Annotated in this window: 13 protein-coding genes; 1 reads left to right on the forward strand and 12 read right to left on the reverse strand. The window is 60.4% G+C overall.

Annotation, left to right across the window (positions count from 1 at the left end; translation table 11 throughout):
- Positions 1-49: 49 nt before the first annotated feature.
- The 7 genes from CKW26_RS02450 to prmA all read right to left on the reverse strand — a co-directional run bounded on the left by CKW26_RS02450 (position 50) and on the right by prmA (position 9762).
- Positions 50-2827 (reverse strand): hybrid sensor histidine kinase/response regulator, encoded by a 2778-nt coding sequence (locus CKW26_RS02450; RefSeq protein ID WP_095047353.1) that lies wholly within the window; start codon positions 2825-2827, stop codon positions 50-52.
- A 99-nt stretch (positions 2828-2926) separates the two neighbouring features.
- Positions 2927-4222 (reverse strand): phosphoribosylamine--glycine ligase, encoded by a 1296-nt coding sequence (gene purD, locus CKW26_RS02455; protein WP_095047354.1) that lies wholly within the window; start codon positions 4220-4222, stop codon positions 2927-2929.
- Between the two features lie 149 nt (positions 4223-4371).
- Positions 4372-5979 carry a bifunctional phosphoribosylaminoimidazolecarboxamide formyltransferase/IMP cyclohydrolase gene (gene purH / locus CKW26_RS02460; RefSeq protein WP_095047355.1) on the reverse strand — a complete coding sequence of 536 codons (1608 nt, stop codon included), beginning with the start codon at positions 5977-5979 and terminating at the stop codon, positions 4372-4374.
- A gap of 83 nt (positions 5980-6062) precedes the next feature.
- Complete coding sequence (gene fis, locus CKW26_RS02465; protein ID WP_003221275.1) at positions 6063-6383, reverse strand: DNA-binding transcriptional regulator Fis; 321 nt, start codon at positions 6381-6383, stop codon at positions 6063-6065.
- Positions 6380-7390 carry a tRNA dihydrouridine synthase DusB gene (dusB, locus tag CKW26_RS02470; RefSeq protein ID WP_093430243.1) on the reverse strand — a complete coding sequence of 337 codons (1011 nt, stop codon included), beginning with the start codon at positions 7388-7390 and terminating at the stop codon, positions 6380-6382. Before dusB ends, fis begins: the two co-directional genes overlap by 4 nt.
- 185 nt (positions 7391-7575) lie before the next feature.
- Positions 7576-8853 carry a DUF3426 domain-containing protein gene (locus CKW26_RS02475; protein ID WP_095047356.1) on the reverse strand — a complete coding sequence of 426 codons (1278 nt, stop codon included), beginning with the start codon at positions 8851-8853 and terminating at the stop codon, positions 7576-7578.
- A gap of 30 nt (positions 8854-8883) precedes the next feature.
- On the reverse strand, positions 8884-9762 hold the full coding sequence (gene prmA / locus CKW26_RS02480) for a 50S ribosomal protein L11 methyltransferase (RefSeq protein WP_093430245.1): 879 nt from the start codon (positions 9760-9762) through the stop codon (positions 8884-8886).
- A gap of 192 nt (positions 9763-9954) precedes the next feature.
- Here prmA and CKW26_RS02485 point away from each other — a divergent pair, with 192 nt between their 5' ends.
- The gene (locus tag CKW26_RS02485) at positions 9955-13914 is read left to right on the forward strand and encodes a type III effector 1 (RefSeq protein WP_095047357.1); all 3960 of its coding nucleotides are present in this window, start codon (positions 9955-9957) and stop codon (positions 13912-13914) included.
- 66 nt (positions 13915-13980) lie between these two features.
- Here the strand turns inward: CKW26_RS02485 and accC are convergent, their stop codons facing one another.
- The 5 genes from accC to gcbA all read right to left on the reverse strand — a co-directional run bounded on the left by accC (position 13981) and on the right by gcbA (position 20229).
- The gene (accC, locus tag CKW26_RS02490; RefSeq protein WP_093430247.1) at positions 13981-15336 is read right to left on the reverse strand and encodes an acetyl-CoA carboxylase biotin carboxylase subunit; all 1356 of its coding nucleotides are present in this window, start codon (positions 15334-15336) and stop codon (positions 13981-13983) included.
- A 17-nt stretch (positions 15337-15353) separates the two neighbouring features.
- The gene (gene accB, locus CKW26_RS02495) at positions 15354-15818 is read right to left on the reverse strand and encodes an acetyl-CoA carboxylase biotin carboxyl carrier protein (protein ID WP_093430248.1); all 465 of its coding nucleotides are present in this window, start codon (positions 15816-15818) and stop codon (positions 15354-15356) included.
- Positions 15819-15866: 48 nt separating this feature from the next.
- On the reverse strand, positions 15867-16319 hold the full coding sequence (gene aroQ / locus CKW26_RS02500; protein ID WP_093430249.1) for a type II 3-dehydroquinate dehydratase: 453 nt from the start codon (positions 16317-16319) through the stop codon (positions 15867-15869).
- A 241-nt stretch (positions 16320-16560) separates the two neighbouring features.
- Positions 16561-18507 (reverse strand): methyl-accepting chemotaxis protein, encoded by a 1947-nt coding sequence (locus CKW26_RS02505; RefSeq protein ID WP_095047358.1) that lies wholly within the window; start codon positions 18505-18507, stop codon positions 16561-16563.
- Between the two features lie 51 nt (positions 18508-18558).
- Positions 18559-20229 (reverse strand): diguanylate cyclase GcbA, encoded by a 1671-nt coding sequence (gene gcbA, locus CKW26_RS02510; protein ID WP_095047359.1) that lies wholly within the window; start codon positions 20227-20229, stop codon positions 18559-18561.
- Between the last annotated feature and the right edge of the window lie 248 nt (positions 20230-20477).

Below are 20477 nucleotides of genomic sequence, written 5' to 3' on the forward strand. Positions count from 1 at the left end.
GCGAGGGAATTCGTGGGGGAGTCTATCAGGCGCTACGGGGTCTGTCGGCTCAGGAGGTGGGCGTCGTGGCACGGTTCTGCTGATCACGCTCGGCTACCCAGTGCTCGATCAGCTCGCGCAATTGTGACAACTCGACCGGCTTGGACATGTGCCCATCCATCCCGGCCTGACGCGCGCGCTCCTTGTGCTCGGCGAGAATGTGCGCCGTCAGCGCCACGATCGGCGTGCGAATGCGCTGGTTGCTGACTTCCCACGCGCGCAGTTGCTGGGTCGCCGAGAACCCATCGAGGATCGGCATTTCGCAGTCCATCAACACCAGGTCGTAACGCTGGGCCTTCATCGCTTGCAGCGCCTCTTCGCCGTTGGCAGCGGTGTCCGGTTGCAGGTTGAGTTTGCCGAGCATGCCGCGAATCACTTTGGTCGAAATCGTGTTGTCTTCGGCGACGAGGATGCGGAAGTCGCTTGGCACTTTGGCGGCCGTGGCCGGGGTGACCACTTGCGGCTGGAACACCACCTGGCCTTTGTTGCGCTGATTGAGCTCGTCGGCCAGGGTGGTTTTGAGCGTGTAGCCGGCCACCGGTTTGGCGAGGATGCGTTTGATCCCCGAGTTGCGCGCGATGATCTTGCTCGGCGCATTGCTGATGCCGGTGAGCATGATCAGCAGGATGTCGTGGTTCAGACTCGGGTCTTCCTTGATCTTGGCCGCGAGCTGCATGCCGGTCATGCCGGGCATGTTCTGATCGAGCAACACCACATCAAAGTAATCACGCAGGTGCGCCTTGGTCCGCAGGAGAGCCAACGCTTCCTTGCCTGAAGGTACGGCGCTGACATTCAGCCCCCACGCACTGCATTGCTGGACCAGCACTTTGCGGCAGGTGTCGTTGTCGTCGACCACCAGGACCCGCGCGCCCTGCAGCGGACTGTCGAGATCGGAGGTCGGGTGTTCGAGGCGGTCGGGGTCCAGCGGCAAAGTCAGCCATAACGTGCTGCCTTGATTGGCGCCGCTCTTGATGCCGAACTCGCCATGCATCAAGCGGATCAGTTGTCGCGCGATCACCAGCCCCAGGTTGCCACCCAGACGATTGGCCGAAAGGAAGTGCTTGCTGTGCAGTTCGGCGTGCATCAGTGCGTCACGCTCTTCCTGATCCATCGGTTCACCGCTGTCCTGCACGGCGATGCGCAGACGCGGTTTGTTGCTGCGCTCGTCGAGGGCGACGACGATCAGCACTTCACCTTCATCGGTTTTCTTCAGGGCGTTTTCCAGCAGGCTCAGCAGAGTCTGGCGCAGGCGGGTCGGGTCGCCGCTGATCACCCGCGGTACTTGCGGCTGGATAAAGCTGATCAGTTCGACGTTCTGCTGTTCGGCCTTGGCCCGGTAGATGCTCAGGCAGTCGTCGATCAAGGCATTGAGGTCGAACTGCACATCGTCCAGTTCGATCTGCCCGGACTCGAGCTTGGAGATGTCGAGAATCTCGTTGATCAACGTCAGCAATTCGTTGCCGGCGCTGTGGATGGTCTGCACGTAGTCGCGTTGCTTGACCGACAGTGGCGTGCCCAGCAGCAGTTCGGTCATGCCCAGCACGCCGTTCATCGGCGTGCGGATTTCGTGGCTGATCTTGGCGAGGAACTCGGCTTTGGCGTTGATCTCGGCATTGCTCGCGGCGAGGTCGCGGCTGACGCTGAAACGACTTTCGGTGATGCTGCGCTGACGCTCGCCGAGGGCGATGCTCATCAGCAGCCCGCTGATACAGATGAATGCCATCAGGGTCATGATCAGACCCTGCGGCGACACCAGTGTCAGCCCCAGCAACGCGGGAAGAATGATCAAGGTGCCGATGTTGAACACCACCATTGCGGCGACGAACAGGCGCGCCGGGCGGTAACCCTTCTGCCAGTGATAGAAGGCGACAAACAACATGCTCAGGCCGGCCAGGGCCACCAGGGCATAGGTGATGATGTTCAGCGGCAGGGTGTTGACGAACAGCAGCAACAGACTGCAGGTGACGATAAACAGGATGTCGCCAATCAACAGTTTGTTCAGCGGGTGCGGGCCGAGCGGAGCGAAGAAGCGATAGGCGAACATCAATCCTGCGGGAGCGGTCAGCAGCAACGCCAGATAGGCGCCCGGGGTCTGCACCGCGTGCCAGTTCGGCAGCCAGGGGCCGGCGAGGTTGAGCAGCAGCAACAGACTGAGGCCCAGCAGGCCCTCGCAGACCGCCAGCCACAGGCTGCTGCGCGAGCGGGAGTAGGCGTAGCGCACAAGGTTGTGCAACAGCAGCATGGCGAGACAGCCGAACAGCAAGCCGAAGATCAGCGTCTGATTGTGGTTGGCCGCGCTCATCACCGCCGATTGTAGGGTGACGTGCGGGCGCAACTGGTGATCGGAGACCAGGCGCAGATAGACATCGAGCGGTTTGTCGGTCTGTGGCAACGGCAGCATGAAGTCGCTGCTCGGCAACGGCCTTTCGGCCTGTGGCTGGTCGGTGCCGGTGTTGCGTTGCTCGATCAGCTTGTCACCGTCGAGTACGTAGAGATTGAGCTGTGTCAGGTCGGGGGCAAAGATGCGTAGCACTTGTTCGTGCTTGCCCGGCGCCAGTTTGAAGCGCAACCACAGGGCGCCATCGGGCTCGGCCGCAGTGAGGCGGTCGAGGTCGATGGGGCTGAATTGATTGGTGTAGCGAGCGGAGCGGATATCGCTCAGTTGCAGACTGCCCTGATCGTCAAGCAATACCGACCAGCCACTGCCTTGCGCGGCCTGGGCCGGGAGCATGCAGAGCAAGGTCAGCAACGTGACGGTGAAGCTTATGGCAATCCTGAGCCAGCGCACGGCGAAATCCCTTCGTAGGTTGATGCCAGAATATAACGATGCGCGGCGGCGGAACAGCCCGGCGAGGAACGGTATCCCTCGCCGGGCTCGATCGACAGCTTATTCCTGGGTTTCGCCACGTTCACGGGCAATGGCGCGGTAGCCAATGTCCTTGCGGTAGAAGCAGCCTTCCCAGTCGATGGCTGCTGCCAGCTTGTAGGCTTGCTGCTGAGCTTCACCGACGCTGGCGCCCATTGCAGTGGCGCAGAGTACGCGACCACCGGCAGTGACAACCTGACCATCCTTCAGCGCGGTACCCGCGTGGAAGACTTTGCCTTCCAGGCTCGCCGCTGCGTCCAGACCGTTGATCGCCGCGCCCTTGGCGTAGTCGCCCGGGTAGCCGCCAGCGGCCAGCACGATGCCGACGCTCGGGCGTGGATCCCACTGTGCTTCAACCTTGTCCAGCGCTTGCGCCAGAGCGGCTTCAACCAACAGCACCAGGCTCGATTGCAGACGCAGCATCACCGGTTGGGTTTCCGGGTCGCCGAAGCGGCAGTTGAACTCGATAACCTTTGGATTACCAGCCTTGTCGATCATCAGACCGGCGTAGAGGAAACCGGTGTAGACATTGCCTTCTTCAGCCATGCCACGCACGGTCGGCCAGATCACCAGATCCATCACGCGCTGGTGCACGTCGGCAGTGACCACCGGGGCAGGGGAGTAGGCACCCATGCCGCCAGTGTTCGGGCCGCTGTCGCCGTCGCCAACACGTTTGTGGTCCTGGCTGGTGGCCATCGGCAGGACGTTTTTGCCATCGACCATGACGATGAACGAGGCTTCTTCGCCGTCGAGGAATTCTTCAATTACCACGCGCGAACCGGCGTCGCCGAACGCATTGCCAGCAAGCATGTCGCGCACGGCGTCTTCGGCTTCGGCCAGGGTCATGGCGACGATCACGCCTTTACCGGCCGCCAGGCCATCGGCCTTGATCACGATCGGTGCGCCTTTTTCACGCAGATAAGCCAAGGCCGGCTCGATCTCGGTGAAGTTCTGGTAGTCGGCGGTCGGGATCTTGTGGCGAGCCAGGAAGTCCTTGGTGAAGGCCTTCGAACCTTCCAACTGCGCAGCGCCGGCGGTCGGACCGAAGCAGTCCAGGCCACGGGAGCGGAACAGATCAACAACGCCAGCGACCAGCGGCACTTCCGGGCCGACGATGGTCAGGGAAACGTTTTTCTCGGCGAAGTCGGCCAGTTGCTCAAGAGCCAATACGTCGATGGCGACGTTCTCGCACTTGGCTTCGATGGCGGTGCCAGCGTTGCCCGGTGCGACGAACACCTTCTGCACGCGCGGATCCTGAGCCACTTTCCAGGCCAGGGCGTGTTCACGGCCACCGCTGCCAATGATCAAAACATTCATTTCAAAAACCTCGGATGACGCTAATTCTGTGGGGGCTGATCGTTCCCACGCTCTGCGTGGGAATGCCTCTACGGACGCTCTGCGTCCAAGGGACGCGGAGCGTCCCGGGCTGCGTGCCCACGCAGAGCGTGGGTACGATCAAGCAATAATCAGTGACGGAAGTGACGCATGCCCGTAAAGACCATGGCGATGCCAGCCTCATCGGCAGCAGCAATCACTTCAGCATCACGCATCGAGCCGCCCGGCTGGATCACTGCAGTGATGCCGACCTTGGCCGCGTTGTCGAGGCCGTCGCGGAACGGGAAGAACGCGTCCGATGCCATCACCGAACCCGCTACTTGCAGACCGGCGTGCTCAGCCTTGATCGCGGCGATACGTGCCGAGTTTACGCGGCTCATCTGGCCAGCGCCGACACCGATGGTCTGACGGTTCTTGGCGTAGACGATGGCGTTGGACTTCACGTACTTGGCCACTTTCCAGGCGAAGATCAGGTCGTGGATTTCCTGTTCGGTCGGCGCGCGTTTGGTCACGACTTTCAGGTCATCGGCGCTGATCATGCCGATGTCGCGGCTCTGTACCAGCAGTCCGCCATTGACACGCTTGTAGTCCCACGCGGCTGCGCGGTCTGCCGACCACTCGCCGCAGGCCAGCAGGCGCACGTTGGCTTTGGCCGCAACGATGGCGCGGGCTTCTGCACTGACGCTTGGGGCGATGATCACTTCAACGAACTGACGCTCGACGATCGCTTTGGCGGTCTCGGCATCCAGTTCACGGTTGAAGGCGATGATGCCGCCGAACGCCGATTCGGTATCGGTGGCGTAAGCCAGTTCATAGGCCTGACGGATGCCGCCTTCAGCGTCCGGGCTGACCGCCACGCCGCACGGGTTGGCGTGCTTGACGATCACGCAGGCTGGCTTGACGAAGCTCTTCACGCATTCCAGCGCGGCGTCGGTGTCGGCCACGTTGTTGTACGACAGTTCTTTGCCTTGCAGTTGGGTCGCGGTAGCGATGCCGACTTCGGCAGGCTTGGCTTCCACGTAGAACGCCGCGCTCTGGTGCGGGTTCTCGCCGTAGCGCATTTCCTGGGCCTTGATGAACTGGCTGTTGAAGGTGCGCGGGAATTCGCTGCGGCCTTCAGTGCTCAGGGTTTCAGCCGCTTGATTCACGGTGCCCATGTAGTTGGCGATCATGCCGTCGTAGGCGGCCGTGTGTTCGAAGGCCTTGAGCATCAGGTCGAAACGCTGCGCGTACGTCAGGCCACCGGCTTTCAGCCCTTCCAGGACGCTGGCGTAATCGCTGGCATTCACCACGATCGCTACGTCTTTATGGTTTTTCGCTGCCGAACGGACCATGGTCGGGCCGCCGATGTCGATGTTCTCGATGGCGGTCGGCAGGTCGCAGCCTGGCTTGTTGATGGTGGCTTCGAACGGGTACAGGTTGACCGCCACCAGATCGATCGGCTTGATGCCGTGCTCGCTCATGATTGCGTCGTCGATACCGCGACGACCGAGGATGCCGCCGTGGATTTTCGGGTGCAGGGTTTTCACCCGACCGTCCATCATTTCGGCGAAACCGGTGTAATCCGCGACTTCCACTGCGGCAACACCGTTGTCGCGCAGCAGCTTGAACGTTCCGCCGGTGGAGAGGATCTCGACGCCCAGAGCTTCAAGCTCCTTGGCGAATTCGAGGATCCCGGTCTTGTCGGAAACGCTGATCAAGGCGCGGCGGATCGGCAGGCGGGTAGTCTGGTCGGTCATCTCAATTTCCATCAAAAGCAAAGGAAGTCAGCAAAAAAGGCGACCGTTTTTTACGCGGGCGCCTTTCTGGTTTGATTGAATGCTTACAGCAGATCGTACTGCTTGAGTTTCTTGCGCAGCGTGCCGCGGTTAAGTCCGAGCAGCTCACTGGCCTTGGTCTGGTTGCCCTTGACGTAGTTCATCACGCTTTCGAGCAGGGGAGCCTCGACTTCGGAGAGCACCAGGTTGTACACATCCGTGACGGACGCGCCCTCAAGGTGGGCGAAATAATTGTGCAGCGCCTTCTCGACACTCCCGCGAAGGGTCTGGCCTTCTTCGCTCGGGGTATTGAGGTGCTGTTTCAAATTCACGTTGTCGCTCACGGGTGCTGTTCCACTCACTAAAGTCTCGGTCATCATCGTCATGCGGCCACCCCTTCTTCGTCCCCTGTCAGGCTCTTGTAACGCTCGGCGAAAAACTCCCGAACGTTGGCGCATTGTGTTTCCGTACCATCCAAACGATTGAAGTGGGCGCGAAACTCCCTGGCGCCCGGCAAGGTTGCGAGATACCAGCCCACATGCTTGCGCGCAATGCGCACGCCCATCACATCCCCATAGAAAGCGTGAAGGGCGGCCAGATGCTCCAGCAGAATGTGTTCCACTTCGATCAGTTCCGGTGCCGGCAATTTCTCGCCGGTACGCAGGAAGTGTTCGATCTCGCGAAAAATCCATGGCCGCCCTTGGGCGGCGCGGCCTACCAACAGGCCATCGGCACCGGTCGCGTCGAGCACGTAACGGGCCTTTTCCGGCGAATCGATATCGCCATTGGCAAACACCGGCATCGACACCGCCTGCTTGATCGCGGCAATCGTGTCGTACTCGGCTTCACCGGTGTACAGATCGGCGCGAGTGCGGCCATGCACTGCCAGCGCGGTGATCCCGGCCTGCTCGGCGATCTTCGCCACGGTCAGGCCGTTCTTGTTGTCGCGATCCCATCCGGTGCGGATCTTCAAGGTGACCGGCACATCAACCGCAGCCACAACGGCCTGCAGGATCTCGGTCACCAGTGCTTCGTCCTTCAACAACGCGGAACCGGCGGCCTTGTTGCAGACCTTCTTTGCCGGGCAACCCATGTTGATATCAATAATCTGCGCGCCCAATTCGACGTTGGCCCGGGCCGCATCCGCCAGCATCTGCGCGTCGCCACCGGCAATCTGCACCGAGCGGGGCTCGGGATCGCCTTCGTGGATCATGCGCATGCGCGACTTGCGGGTGTTCCACAGGCTCATGTCACTGGTGACCATTTCCGAGACTACAAGCCCTGCGCCCAAACGCTTGCACAGCTGACGAAAGGGCTGGTCGGTGACGCCCGCCATCGGGGCGAGAATCAAGCCGTTCTGCAATGTGTATGGGCCGATGCGTACCGCCGACATAGGACTTCCCTGAGGTGGGGCCGGATCATGAGAGTTCGAAAAAGGGTTGGCATGATACCCGCTCTCGATGACTGGATAAAGGCTGAATTGAACAAAATCTGAACAGTTATTCCGTTATCGCCACAGGTTTGGTTGTGGGTGGCAAAGTCAGAAAACCGCCGTCAATTGCAAACCGCCGCAGGGATTCACTCGGGCGAGTGGAAACTCAGGCTGTAATTCACTGCTTTCGGGCCTGGGTCGAGGATATCCAGCGCAATGTGGATCGGCGTTTGCGGCGGCATTTCCGCCAGACCTTCGAGGTCCCCTCTGAGGTACTCGCCGGGTTTGAAGCGACGACTGGCGATCAAGTGTCCATTGAGGTCGGCGAAACGCAGTTCCAGTAATGGAAAGGGCTGAGAGAACGTCGCGCGGTTATAAATGATCGCGTCGACCACCAATGCGCCGTTGAACTCCGGATGACTGCGCACCACCAGATTGCTGCTCTTGATCCGGGCGATGTCGACCTTGGACGGCACCGTGCAGCCGATCTGCGGGCAGATTTGCTGGAACCACGGACGGTATTGATCCTGGCGGGCCAGTTCGTCGAAATGATAGGCGATGTATTGGGCAGCCAGTCCGCCCGCCGCCAGTAGCACCAACAGCAACCAGAGCAAACGGCGTCCCCACGGCGAGCGGCGTTTCTGCCAGTCCAGTTGCAGCGGGTCGTCAGTCAGGTCCTGCAGGACTTCAGCACGTACACCGGGTTCTGCGCGCTCGCGCTTTTTGCGCAGCGGCTCGATCGATGGCAACTCGTCGCCGTCATCGATATCGTCGCTGGCAGAAAATCGTTCACGACGGGCGTTCGGATCGATCGGGTCGTGAAGGCGCAGTTGCGGGATCGCCGGCTCGTCGTCGAGATCTACCGGTTCCAAAGTCAGCGAAGGCTCAGTGCGCGCGGCTTTGGCCGGTTCGATCTCCGAGACTTCTGCCTCGTCGTCGGGCTCGATCGTGTGCTCATCGGCATGTTCGCTGAACAGGCTGTCGCGCCAGACGGTTTCGTCCGGCTCAGGCATGTCGCGCCGGGCGCTCAGGGAATCTTCGTGGGGACGACCGAATTCGGTGGTCGGCTGGATTTCCCGTTGCTCGAGGCGGGCAAGTTCCTGGTCCAGATCGAGGCTGTCGAGATCCAGCTCCGAGGCGCTCCACTGCTTTTGGCTGATGGCGCGCGGTGCCGGCGGCTCGACGATGGCTACGGGTTCGACGGCTGGCGTCGACTCGACAATCGGCGGTGGCTCGGCAAGCGAAGGCGCGACCGGCGTCACCGCGTCCTTGCCAGCGTGTTGTTCCAGCAGCTGTTTGGCGGCGTTGAACACTTGCAGGCAGGAGCCGCAGCGAACCACCCCGCGGGCCACGCTCAATTGAGCATGGCTGACACGGAAACTGGTTTGGCAATGCGGGCACTGGGTGACGAAGCTGTCAGTCATGCGGCGATCCGGATTATGCAGGCGGACATATTAGCGCCGACGGCCGGTGATGCGCACCCAGCCATCGCGATTGGCGATCGGGTCGAGATCGAAGTCCTGTGCATAAGCGGCAGCGACTTCATCACCTTGTTCAGCGAGGATGCCCGACAGGGCCAGACGACCGCCGGATTTGACCAGGCCAGACAGTTGCGGCGCCAGCGAAACCAGCGGACCGGCAAGAATGTTGGCGACCAGCACGTCAGCTTGAACCTGCGGCAAGTCTTGCGGCAGGTACAGCGGGAACAGTTCGTCGGCAATATTGTTGCGACCGGCGTTGTCGCGCGAGGCTTCCAGTGCCTGCACGTCGATGTCGGTACCAACGGCTTCTTTCGCACCGAGCAACAGGGCGGCGATCGCCAGAATTCCCGAACCGCAACCGAAGTCGAGCACGTCGCAGTCTTTCAGGTCCTGGCCGTCGAGCCATTCCAGGCACAAAGCGGTGGTCGGGTGAGTGCCGGTGCCGAACGCCAGGCCCGGATCCAGCAGCAGGTTGACCGCATCAGGTTCCGGCGCGGCGTGCCAGCTCGGCACGATCCACAGGCGCTGGCCGAAACGCATCGGCTGGAAACCGTCCATCCAGCTGCGCTCCCAGTCCTGATCTTCGATGACTTCGCTGTGGTGTTCGGGTAGCGGGCTGCCGGTCAGCAGTTCCAGGTGGGCCAGTACCGGGGCTGGTTCGGTGCCGCCTTCGAACAACGCCAGCAAGTGGGTGTGCGACCACAAGGGGGTGGTGTTGAGTTCCGGTTCGAAGATCGGCTGGTCTTCGGCGTCCATGAAGGTCACCGATACGGCGCCGACTTCGAGAAATGCGTCCTCGTAGGTTTCGGCTTGTTCGGGGGTGATGGCGAGACGGACTTGCAGCCAAGGCATGGCGGGCACCTTTGAAAATCTGTGGGGCAGCCCGAAGCTGCAAAAGCGCGCAGTTTACGCCAGGTCGCCGGCAAAGTGGACACGCCTCTTGGCTGTTACACATTCGCCGGCGCGATATACATATGTATCCCCGGAGCGCGGTTGCCGGCAAATAGAGTGAAAGCTCATTTCTACGCAAGCGGGCTGGACGATATGGCGAGTGAACAAGGGATTGTAGAAGAAAAACCACCGGAAGCCGCTGCGCCCACAGGAACGGCCCAGGAGATTCTGCTGCGGATCACGCGTTGGCAGGTACTCATCGACAAGCGCCTGAGCAGTCAGCTGACCTTATTGGAGGCCATGGAAGCTTTCGCGTTGACCGAGCTGCGCAATCATTACCCGCACGGCAATATCGATCCGGCTTTTGTGCTGGCTTTGCTCGATTCGATTCTGCAGAAAATCATCGACGGCAAGCCGATGATGTACCTGGCGATTCAGGACGCTCCGTACCGCTGGCCGGGTGCTGCTGACCGGGGATTTCCGCTCGGCCATCGTCAAGCGGTCATCCAGACTGTGGAGAGCGTTTCTGAGCATTTCCTTGATCAATACAAAAACTACCTGCGAACACATTGGGAAACCAAGGGGCAGGAGGCTGCGTTCGATCAGTTGGTTTTGCGCAAATTGCAGCGTTATATCGATGACATCGACGCGCTGTTCCACACTGACCGGCTCGTGCGACTGACGCCGGATCGATTGCGCAGGCAAATCGAAAAGGTTCAGGAACGAGGCGCTCGCCGCTATCGGTTGACCGCACTGGCAACGGGTGCGGAAAAGAAGAGGCTCGAAGCGCAGTCATACGCGCAATTGCCGCATTGGCTGCGGGTGCTGAACGAACCGGAGCGTGCCAGGCTGCGCCGTTATCAAGAACAGACGTCGCAGGCCCAGGCAGCGCTCGATGACCTGCTGGAAGGCTACGGCTCGTTGCGCGCCTATGCCCGGCAACAGGCGATTGACTATATCCAGCTCAAACTCGACATGGAGGTGGAACCGGACCGGATCGATGTCCGCCTGAGGTGGCTTTCAGCGGTCGGCGAGCCGACGCAGAACCGCAGTTTGAGCCAGTTGCTCGCGGCGGGGCCGATCGGTACGGATTTCGCTGCCGTTCTGGAAGTCACCAGTGGTCCTTCGCGACGCAATCAGCCGCTGGAGCCGGCATTCATCGCCGACATGCTGGCCGGCCAGGATTATCCGGTCGGGTACCTGCGAGCCCTCGCCGGGCAGTATGAGCGCGAGGACGTACAAAAGGCCTTGATCGACTGGTTTGTCGCGCGACTCAAGCAAAGCGCGTTCGTTGCGCGTTGTGCGGGGCATCTGGCGGTGGACGATCATGATCGTCTCGAATCGATGTGGGCGGGGGAAGCCATGGGCGAATCTTTGCGCGTCGCCGCACTGGCTTTACCCAACGGCATGCAGTGTGCCGACTTTCTGGTGTTTTACCGGCAAGAGCCTGCACCAGCGGTGAGCGATCTGCTGCTGTACGCGCCAAACAAGCCAGACGGCCAGGAGTGGGTGCGCCTGCCTTCGCTGGCGGCATTGACCGGAGAGGTCTGGGGCTGGACGCAGAGCGAGTCCGGTCGCGAATATCTTTTGCAGCAGCTTTCTCCCACTGCCCATCGCCGAGCGCGGGAGTATCTTGTCGCCGTGGCTGCCGACCCTGGCCGTTGGGGTATGAGCAGTGATATTCGGCGTGCGCCCCTGCCGTTCGCTCAGTGCGTCGAAGCGGCTGTAAAAATGGGCCTGGCCAAAAACCTGCAGCAGGTCGAAGAGGACAATTTACTGCGCTGGAACTCAACGCTGACCCTGGATGCGCGTCGACGCCTCAGCAGCCTGAATCAGGAGCTGGTTGTTCATCAGCAGGTCTTCAATGAGTTGCTGGGCGGTTTCGAAGTCTTTGTCGATTTTGCCAGACGCACGGTGACCGCAGAGATCGCGCCTTATATGCGCAGCAAACAGGTGCTGGAACCGGTTGATCCGGCCACCGTGTTGATCGATTACAACGCCGGCATCGCCGATCGCAGGAAACAGTCGGTAGCCAGCCTGCTCGATCTGGCGATCTACGGCTACGACGACAACGCTGGTATCGACAATCCGAAAAAGGGCGTGCGCTCATCCGTTGGCCAGGATCTGAGCGAGGTGCGCAGCGCCGATCTGGCGTTGTATCTGCGCGGGGCCTGGCTGGGTGAGAAGTACGCCAGCGAGATCCGAGGCAAATATCTCGACGCTCGCCATGCGGACTACGAGCCGCGCCGGTTTGCCTGGCGCAATGTGCTGCTGTCGACAATGGATCGTGACTTGCGGGTTGCGCGAAGTCAGGCACGGCTAAGCGACACGGTGTATACAGCGCTCGTCCGCCAGGTCTCGCTGTTGAGTCAATTGCCAACGTCAGGGGGCCATTTGCCGGGCGCCAGCAGGGTCACGACTGACGGCGTATTCAGGTTTACTGTGCGTGGTCATGTCGTACTCGGGGTTTATGTTTTTACCGCTTTCGATCCCGAGCCGTCTTGGTGGTTGTATACCCCGGATGCTCCTGACGGCCTTGCGGTGCGCCCGTACCATTCACTGTTTGGCGACATCGCCGGCGAGCTGCATGACTACTTGATGGCGCGCACGGCGGTTGCTGCACGCAAAACCGTTTCGCTCTCCTTGCATGCGATAGCGGTAAAAAATCAGCGCGTCGATACGCTGTACGAAGCGCAGCGAGTGAGCGACGCGCGGGTTGAGTTCAACGCTTACATCGAGCGCTCGGTTACGGATGTGCACGACATCACGACCAGCCGCGCGGAAATGATCGAAAGACAGGTGGTCAAGGGACTGATGTTCGCCGCCGCGCCGTTCTGCATGGTGTTTCCGCCCTTCGCCTTGTTGTTGGACGTGGTGTTCATCGCCGTCAGTGCCGGTGATGCCGTCGCGGCGCATCTGGAAGGCGATGTCGATGGCGCGCTCGGCCATTGGCTTGAGGCGTCGTGGGGCGCGCTGTTTGCCATGGTTGGCGCCGGCAGTACGGTCAAGTTACTCGGGCGCACGGTCAGAAATCTGAAGCACACGACGCGGCCGGTCTCATTGCTCACCGAACGCTTGAGCACCGTGGCTCCGATTCGCAAGGAAGCGCTGCCGGCGGTTCGCAAGGTGCGTTTTCACGCCAGACAGGCCGTCAGCAACAAGCCGGATAATTTGCAGCAGGTCACTGAAGAAGGTGTCTTTTTTGGCACATGGCGCAGTCCGCCCAGTGCTGCACAGCCCCAGCCGACCTATTACATCCGCAACAGAGGCAAGTACTTCCAGGTCAGGGAAAACCCACATTTCGGGGGGCTCAGCCTGATCGATGCCCGGCGCCCCGAAGCCATTTATCAGCGCCCCGTACGTCTGACTGCGAGTGGCAAATGGACGCATGACCGGGTCGGGCTGCGCGGCGGCAATGATCAGGTACGTAATCTTGGTCGAGTGAACAATCTGCGCAATGCGTTTCCCGGCCGGGTCGAGCCAGTGCTGAACCGTGGTGCGTTGCAGGGCGAGGCTGTGGTGGCGAAGTTTGTCGCCGGGTCTATGGACAATTATCTGTTTTCGCTGAATGCGCAGACCTGCGTGATTGCCTCGATGTACAACCCGACGACAAAGGTCGGCGCAGTCATTCATTTCGATCACAACGTTCGCTCGCTGATCAACCACACCGTCAAGGATGCGATGACGCGTCTGGGAGGCTCGCCCAAAGATGTTCGGGTCACGCTGGTGGGCGGTGACTGGCTGACCGGCACCGACATCGGTGGACCGGTCAGGAGTGTATTGCGTCAACAGGGGCTGAGGCCGACATGGGATTACTGGTCGTATTCTTCCTGTCTGGGTAATACCTATGCTGTTTCGTTGAATCTGAACAACGGTGTTTCGACGGTGTTCAAGACTTCCGCCAGCCAGGTTGAGCGCTTGTATTCGCCGGTTTTGCAGCGGGCCAGATATGCCAGCGATCCGGTGTCGAAACGCGCACAGGTATTCATGGAGCGGTTTCGTCGAAAGCCATTGCACCAAGATGCCTCTGGCGCTGTAGTCGACCAAAACGGGCGCCGGGCAACCCCTGAAATGATTCAGGGGCAAGCTTTTACCTTGGTGTCGATGAACTGATGCGCTGGTTGCAGGCATAAAAAAACCCGATCCACAGGGATCGGGTTTTTCCACGCCAGGTCAGTCTTACGACTGCTTGGCCAGCTTGTGCTCGAGGTAGTGAATGTTCACGCCACCTTTGCAGAAGCCTTCGTCACGAACCAGGTCACGGTGCAGCGGGATGTTGGTCTTGATCCCGTCAACCACGATTTCGTCCAGGGCATTGCGCATGCGGGCCATGGCTTCGTCGCGGGTCGCGCCGTAAGTGATCAGCTTGCCGATCAGCGAGTCGTAGTTCGGTGGAACCGCATAACCGCTGTACAGGTGCGAATCGACGCGAACGCCGTTGCCGCCTGGTGCGTGGAAATGCTTGACCGTGCCCGGACTCGGCATGAAGGTTTTCGGGTCTTCAGCGTTGATCCGGCATTCCAGCGAGTGGCCACGAATAACCACGTCATCCTGAGTGAACGACAGCTTGTTGCCAGCGGCGATGCTGAGCATCTCCTTGACGATGTCGATACCGGTAACCATTTCCGAAACCGGGTGCTCCACCTGAACACGGGTGTTCATTTCGATGAAGTAGAAGCGACCGTTTTCGTAGAGGAACTCGAAGGTGCCGGCGCCACGGTAACCGATGTCGATGCACGCCTTGACGCAACGAGCCAACACTTCTTCGCGAGCCTTCTCGTCGATGCCCGGTGCCGGCGCTTCTTCGAGAACCTTCTGGTGGCGGCGTTGCAGCGAGCAATCGCGGTCGCCCAGATGGATGGCGTGGCCCTGGCCGTCGGACAGGACCTGCACTTCGACGTGGCGCGGATTGGTCAGGAATTTTTCCAGATAGACCATCGGGTTGCCGAACGCCGCGCCTGCTTCGGAGCGGGTCAGTTTCGCCGAGGCGATCAGGTCTTCTTCCTTGTGCACCACGCGCATGCCGCGACCACCACCGCCACCAGCGGCTTTGATGATCACCGGGTAGCCGACTTCACGACCGATGCGCAATGCCGTTTCTTCGTCTTCCGGCAGCGGGCCGTCGGAACCTGGAACGGTTGGCACGCCTGCTTCGATCATCGCGTGCTTGGCCGAGACCTTGTCACCCATCAGGCGAATGGTGTCGGCTTTCGGGCCGATGAACGCGAAGCCGGAGTTCTCGACCTGCTCGGCAAAATCGGCGTTTTCCGCGAGGAAACCGTAGCCTGGGTGAATGGCGGTAGCGCCAGTCACTTCAGCGGCAGCGATGATGGCCGGGATGTGCAGGTAGGACTGAGCGGCAGAAGCCGGGCCGATGCAGACGGATTCGTCTGCCAGACCCAGGTGCATCAGCTCTTTGTCGGCCTTGGAGTAAACGGCGACGGTCTTGATGCCCATCTCTTTGCAGGCACGCAGAATCCGCAGGGCGATCTCACCGCGGTTAGCGATCAGAACTTTTTCCAACTTCGCAGTCATCAAAGGCTCTCCGCAGTTCAAACGATGGTGAACAGCGGTTGGTCGTACTCAACCGGCTGGCCGTCTTCGACGAGGATGGACTCGATCACACCGCTGGTTTCAGCTTCGATGTGGTTCATCATCTTCATGGCTTCGACGATGCACAGAGTGTCGCCTTTCTTCACGGTCTGGCCGACTTCAACGAAGGACGGCGAGGTTGGCGAAGATTTGCGATAGAAGGTACCGACCATCGGCGAACGGGCAACAGTGCCGTTCAGCGCTGGTGCAGCAGCGGCAGCCGGGGCTGCGGCAGCAACCGGAGCAGCAGCGGCGGCAGGTGCGGCAGCCGGAGCGTGCATCGGAGCCGGCGCGTAGTACTGCTGAGCCGGGGTCTTGCTGTGACGGCTGATGCGTACGGACTCTTCGCCTTCCTTGATCTCGAGCTCGTCGATGCCGGACTCTTCCAGCAATTCGATCAGTTTCTTAACTTTACGGATATCCATGAATCATCAACTCCCAAGGGTCGGTCAGGGGCGTTTAACGCTTGTAGTTCAAGCCGTTGCCTGTGTTTCAAGCTGTTCTAGCGCAGCCTCCAGGGCCAGTCGGTAACCGCTGGCGCCAAGGCCGCAGATCACTCCCACCGCTACGTCGGAGAAGTAAGAGTGATGGCGGAAAGGTTCGCGTTTGTGCACGTTGGACAAATGCACTTCGATGAATGGGATGCTCACTCCCAGCAACGCGTCACGTAATGCGACACTTGTGTGCGTAAAAGCTGCTGGATTGATCAGAATGAAATCGACCCCTTCGCCACGCGCGGCGTGGATGCGGTCGATCAATTCGTACTCGGCATTGCTTTGCAGATACAGCAGATGATGGCCGGCTTCACGAGCGCGGCGCTCCAGATCCTGATTGATCTGCGCCAGGGTCGTTGAACCGTAAGTGCCGGGTTCGCGGGTGCCGAGCAGGTTCAGGTTGGGGCCGTGCAGCACCAGGAGGGTCGCCATCTGCGTAGTCCTTGTTATGAATGAGCAATCGTCAGAACCCGGCGACTATGCCGCAAAGACTTTGTGACTGTCCAGTTCTATGCAATAGCCAGCACGATGGCCGATGTTTGCGCGAAATATGTGACCAAGTGGTTTGATCCGGTCACTTGTAGTGATTGTGCTGACGCCTTCGCGAGCAGGCTCGCTCCCACAGGGGTACATATTCCAATGTGGGAGCGAGCCTGCTCGCGAAGGCGGTTCATCAGACGCGAAATGCCTGAACGGCCGTATGCAGTTGCCCGCCCAATACCAGCAGATTCTCACCCTGCTCACGCCCGCGGCCGATCCGCACCAGATTATCCCCACCCAACTGATGAATCCGCTCACTGTGATCGCGAATCTCGCTGACCGCGCCGCTCTGCTGCGCCGTGACGTCGGCAATGCGGATCGCCGTGTCGGAAATGGTCTGGATCGCGCCGACGATTTTATCCAGCGCGCCATCCGCCGCTTGCGCCTGATTGGCCGTGGCTTCGGCGTGCTCGACCTGTGCGCGCATGCCTTCGACCGATTGACGAGCAGCGGTTTGCAGGCCGGCAATCAGGGTTTGAATCTCGGCAGTTGCGCCGGCTGTACGTTGTGCCAGCGAGCGCACTTCTTCAGCCACCACGGCAAATCCTCGACCCATTTCCCCGGCACGCGCCGCTTCGATCGCCGCGTTAAGCGCCAGCAGGTTGGTTTGATCGGCAATCGAGCGAATCACCGTCAATACGCCACCAATGGTCGCTGACTCCTCGGCCAAATGCTCGATCATTTGCGCGTTGCCCTGAACCTCACCGACCAGCGCGTGCAGGCCGGTGAGGCTTTGGCCAATCACCGACTGGCCATGCTCGACCGCCAGTCCGGCATGACGGCTGGCATCCGCCGCCTGCTGCGCATCGCCAGCGACCTGCTGAATCGTCGCCTCCAACTCGCCGAGTGAATCGCGGATCAGCGCGGTGTCACCGGCCTGATGTTCGGCGCCGCTGTGCAAGTCGTTGCTTAGTTCGGCGAGCGTGCGACTGCTGCCTGCGACTTGTTCGGCATTGCCGCGAATTGTCCCAACCAAGTCCACCAGGTAGGCACGCAAGCGATTGAGCGAGGCCTCGATGTCGTGCAGTTCACGGTTGGTTTTGCCCAAATGAATGTCGCGGCTGAAATCGCCTTCGGCCCAGTTCGACAGCGCCGGAGCGAGATTGGTCAGCGTGCGGGCCAGCCGCCGCTGCAAGGTGTCGATGAGCAACGCAATCAGCAGAATCAAGCCGATCATCACGCCTTGCATCAGCCGCACTTCGCCTTGAATTTGCCCGTGCTGCGCGCGCACGACCGGCTCAAGTCCGGCGATGGCCTGCTGCACGGCGGCGATTTTCTGGTGGGTGGCGGTGCTGAGGTCGGTGCGTTTCTGGATCTGATCTCGTGTGCGTGCCAGCTCCGCCGGATAGCGTCCGAGCAAGCTGTTGAGCTCACGTTTGAGCCCGACACCAGCGTCTTCGGCGACGGTTTTTTCGCTGTTCTCGATGCCCATCATTGCCGCAAAGTCATCACTGCCCGATTCGCTTTTGGCGACAACACCGAGCAAGGGCAGGGCCTCAATTACCTGAGCTTGCGAGCGGATATTGGTGACTTCGCGCTCAACATCGGCGGCCAGCTCACTGCGTCCGCTGCTGACCAGTTTGTCTCGCGCCAGTGACAGTTTGCCTAAGTGCTGAGAGGCGACGAGCAACGGCGTCAGATAAGCCGCGTTGCCGTTGGCGTAAGTGCTGAGCTGATCGAGGCTGGCGCTCAGTTCGCGCTCAGCCTGCAACAGCAACGCCTGCGGATCACCGGCCAGCTTGCCGGCGGCGAGCAAGTCGGTTTTGCTGAATTCTTCAAGCCCTGAAAGGCTCGGGCGCAAGGTTTCGGCCAACGCGGGCGGCAGTTCGCCGAGTTCTTTCTGCAAATTGTCGATGGCCTGACTGGCACTGCTCAGGCGCAAGGCGTCGCCGCTGGCGAGGTAATCCTCGACGTTGCGTGCCACCTCGTTCTGAAATTGTTGCGACAGACCGAGATAGCGCTCCATCAACAGGTACGGGCGCTCAAGGGCTTTTTGCGACCACCACAGCGTCGCGCCGAGTGCGAGACACACGGCGACCAACAGCAGGGTATTGAGATTGGTGAGCAACTTCAGGCGCATGACGGCTACCAACGGCAGAAATGGTAAGCGCCTGAATTTATTGCGGTTCTGTTACAGGGTTATGACCGAATCAGTGGAATCCGATGAAAAAGTGGCACTTTGCTTTGATTCGCGCGCGGTCTGCACGCGATTGCGCCCGGCACCCTTGGCCCGGTACAGCGCTTCGTCGGCCTGACTGGCCATCATCAGGCTGTCGCAGTCATCGTGCATTTCCACCACACCGGCGCTGAAGGTGCACCACAAATCCTGCGGCTGCGCCGGGTAATGGATTTCAGCGAAGCGCTGGCGGATCTCGTCGAGCACTTTGTGCGCGGCTTCTATATCAGTGTCGGGCATGACGATGGCGAACTCTTCGCCGCCGTATCGGCCGATGAAATCGGTCTTGCGCAAACGCTGCTTGAGAAACAGCGCGAGGCTCTTGATCACCCGGTCGCCCATCGGGTGGCCGTGGCTGTCGTTGACCCGTTTGAAATGGTCGATGTCGAGCATCGCAAAGCTCAATGGCTTGTTCTCGCGGCGGGCGCGGAACGAGCAGTCTTCGAGCAATTGCAGAATGTGCGTGTGGTTGTACAGACCGGTGAGGCTGTCGCGGACCATCCGTGCTTTGAGGTTGCGTGCGCGGGCGGCGCGGTTGCGCACGGTGGTGATCAGGTGGCGCGGCTTGATCGGTTTGGTCAGGAAGTCATCGCCGCCCTCGCTCATGGCGTCGAGCTGCTTGTCCAGATCGTCCTCGGCAGACAGGTAAATGATCGGCACGCTGACATAGCGATCGTTGTGGCGAATCACTTTGGCCAGTTCGGTGCCAGTGCAGGCTGGCATGTACATGTCGAGGATGATCAGGTCGGGCTGGAAATCGGCCAGTTCCGCCATCGCCTGAATCGGTTCGATCAAGGTACGCGTGACGATGCCGGCGCTGTTGAGCAGGCGCTCGGTGTGCAAGGCCTGCGCACGCGAGTCGTCGATGATCAGCACTTTATAAGGTTCGTACTGGGCGACGCAGGTGAGGACTTCTATCTTTTCCAGCAGGCTCGACGCTTCGAGGGTGCCGGTGAGGAACTCCTGGCCGCCGGCGCGCACGGCGGCGAGACGGGTTGGCGTGTCGGTTTCGTGCAGGCTGAAGAACAGCAGCGGCAGCGGTTCTTCCAAACCGACCTGAGCCTCCGCGGCGAGTTTCAGGCCGATGCCGGCGCCGCTGAAATCGACGTCCATGACGATCGCCGCGGGCAGGCGCTCGACCATCGAGGAGCGAAACGCCGAAACGCTGTCCAGCGCCTGCGCGCTCAGACCGAAGAATTCCAGTTGTTTGGCCAGGCGTTCGGCGCGGTCGTGATCTTGCAGCATCACATAGATCGGTTTGCGCAGCGGTGGCAGGAAAGTCTGGTCGAGTTGATCGCCATGGCGCAGGCCGGTGCGTGACAAGCGCTGCATCAAGCGATTGAGGTCGGTGATCAAGCCACTGCTCAGGCGACCGCGATTGGCGTCCACCGCTTCCAGCGATTGGCTGATATGGCGCGCAAGCTGCGTGTGTTCGGGCTGTTCGAAGCGCTCGGCAAAACGCAGCAGGCGCAGGTTGGCCTCGCTCAGTTCGGCGAGATCGACATTGGACCACTCAGTGCGTTGCAGGCGCTGCCATATCTCAAGAATCTGACGTGCCTGATGAATTACCCGCTGGGCAAAGTGGTGCTTGAGACGCTCACGGCTGGGGTCTTCTGGCTCGGTCATATCCTGACTACTAGTTAGGCTGCATGCTGAGATCGACTGGTGGCTCTATGCTAGCACCTCTTTTCCCTTACACGAGTGTCGTACGTCAATAATCTGCAATGCGTCACCATTCAGTTTCTGACCGTACGGTTTTGTTTTTGACCTGAGTGTCTGACAAGTCCCCGTCGGCCGGGCACTCCCTGACTAAGCTGGGTGATCAGGATGACGGGGCAGTGGTGCTTTTATCCGTGCAGTGAATGACCTTTGCG

The organism is Pseudomonas sp. Irchel s3h9 (genome assembly GCF_900187475.1).
In the GTDB taxonomy this organism is placed as follows: domain Bacteria; phylum Pseudomonadota; class Gammaproteobacteria; order Pseudomonadales; family Pseudomonadaceae; genus Aquipseudomonas; species Aquipseudomonas neuropathica.

Excerpts from the sequence above, each read along its gene's own strand:
- purD (WP_095047354.1), bottom strand. The coding sequence starts at position 4,222 with ATGAATGTTTTGATCATTGGCAGCGGTGGCCGTGAACACGCCCTGGCC.
- purH (WP_095047355.1), bottom strand. The coding sequence starts at position 5,979 with ATGACCGACCAGACTACCCGCCTGCCGATCCGCCGCGCCTTGATCAGC.
- fis (WP_003221275.1), bottom strand. The coding sequence starts at position 6,383 with ATGACGATGATGACCGAGACTTTAGTGAGTGGAACAGCACCCGTGAGC.
- dusB (WP_093430243.1), bottom strand. The coding sequence starts at position 7,390 with ATGTCGGCGGTACGCATCGGCCCATACACATTGCAGAACGGCTTGATT.
- CKW26_RS02475 (WP_095047356.1), bottom strand. The coding sequence starts at position 8,853 with ATGACTGACAGCTTCGTCACCCAGTGCCCGCATTGCCAAACCAGTTTC.
- prmA (WP_093430245.1), bottom strand. The coding sequence starts at position 9,762 with ATGCCTTGGCTGCAAGTCCGTCTCGCCATCACCCCCGAACAAGCCGAA.
- CKW26_RS02485 (WP_095047357.1), top strand. The coding sequence starts at position 9,955 with ATGGCGAGTGAACAAGGGATTGTAGAAGAAAAACCACCGGAAGCCGCT.
- accC (WP_093430247.1), bottom strand. The coding sequence starts at position 15,336 with ATGACTGCGAAGTTGGAAAAAGTTCTGATCGCTAACCGCGGTGAGATC.
- accB (WP_093430248.1), bottom strand. The coding sequence starts at position 15,818 with ATGGATATCCGTAAAGTTAAGAAACTGATCGAATTGCTGGAAGAGTCC.
- aroQ (WP_093430249.1), bottom strand. The coding sequence starts at position 16,319 with ATGGCGACCCTCCTGGTGCTGCACGGCCCCAACCTGAACCTGCTCGGC.
- CKW26_RS02505 (WP_095047358.1), bottom strand. The coding sequence starts at position 18,507 with ATGCGCCTGAAGTTGCTCACCAATCTCAATACCCTGCTGTTGGTCGCC.
- gcbA (WP_095047359.1), bottom strand. The coding sequence starts at position 20,229 with ATGACCGAGCCAGAAGACCCCAGCCGTGAGCGTCTCAAGCACCACTTT.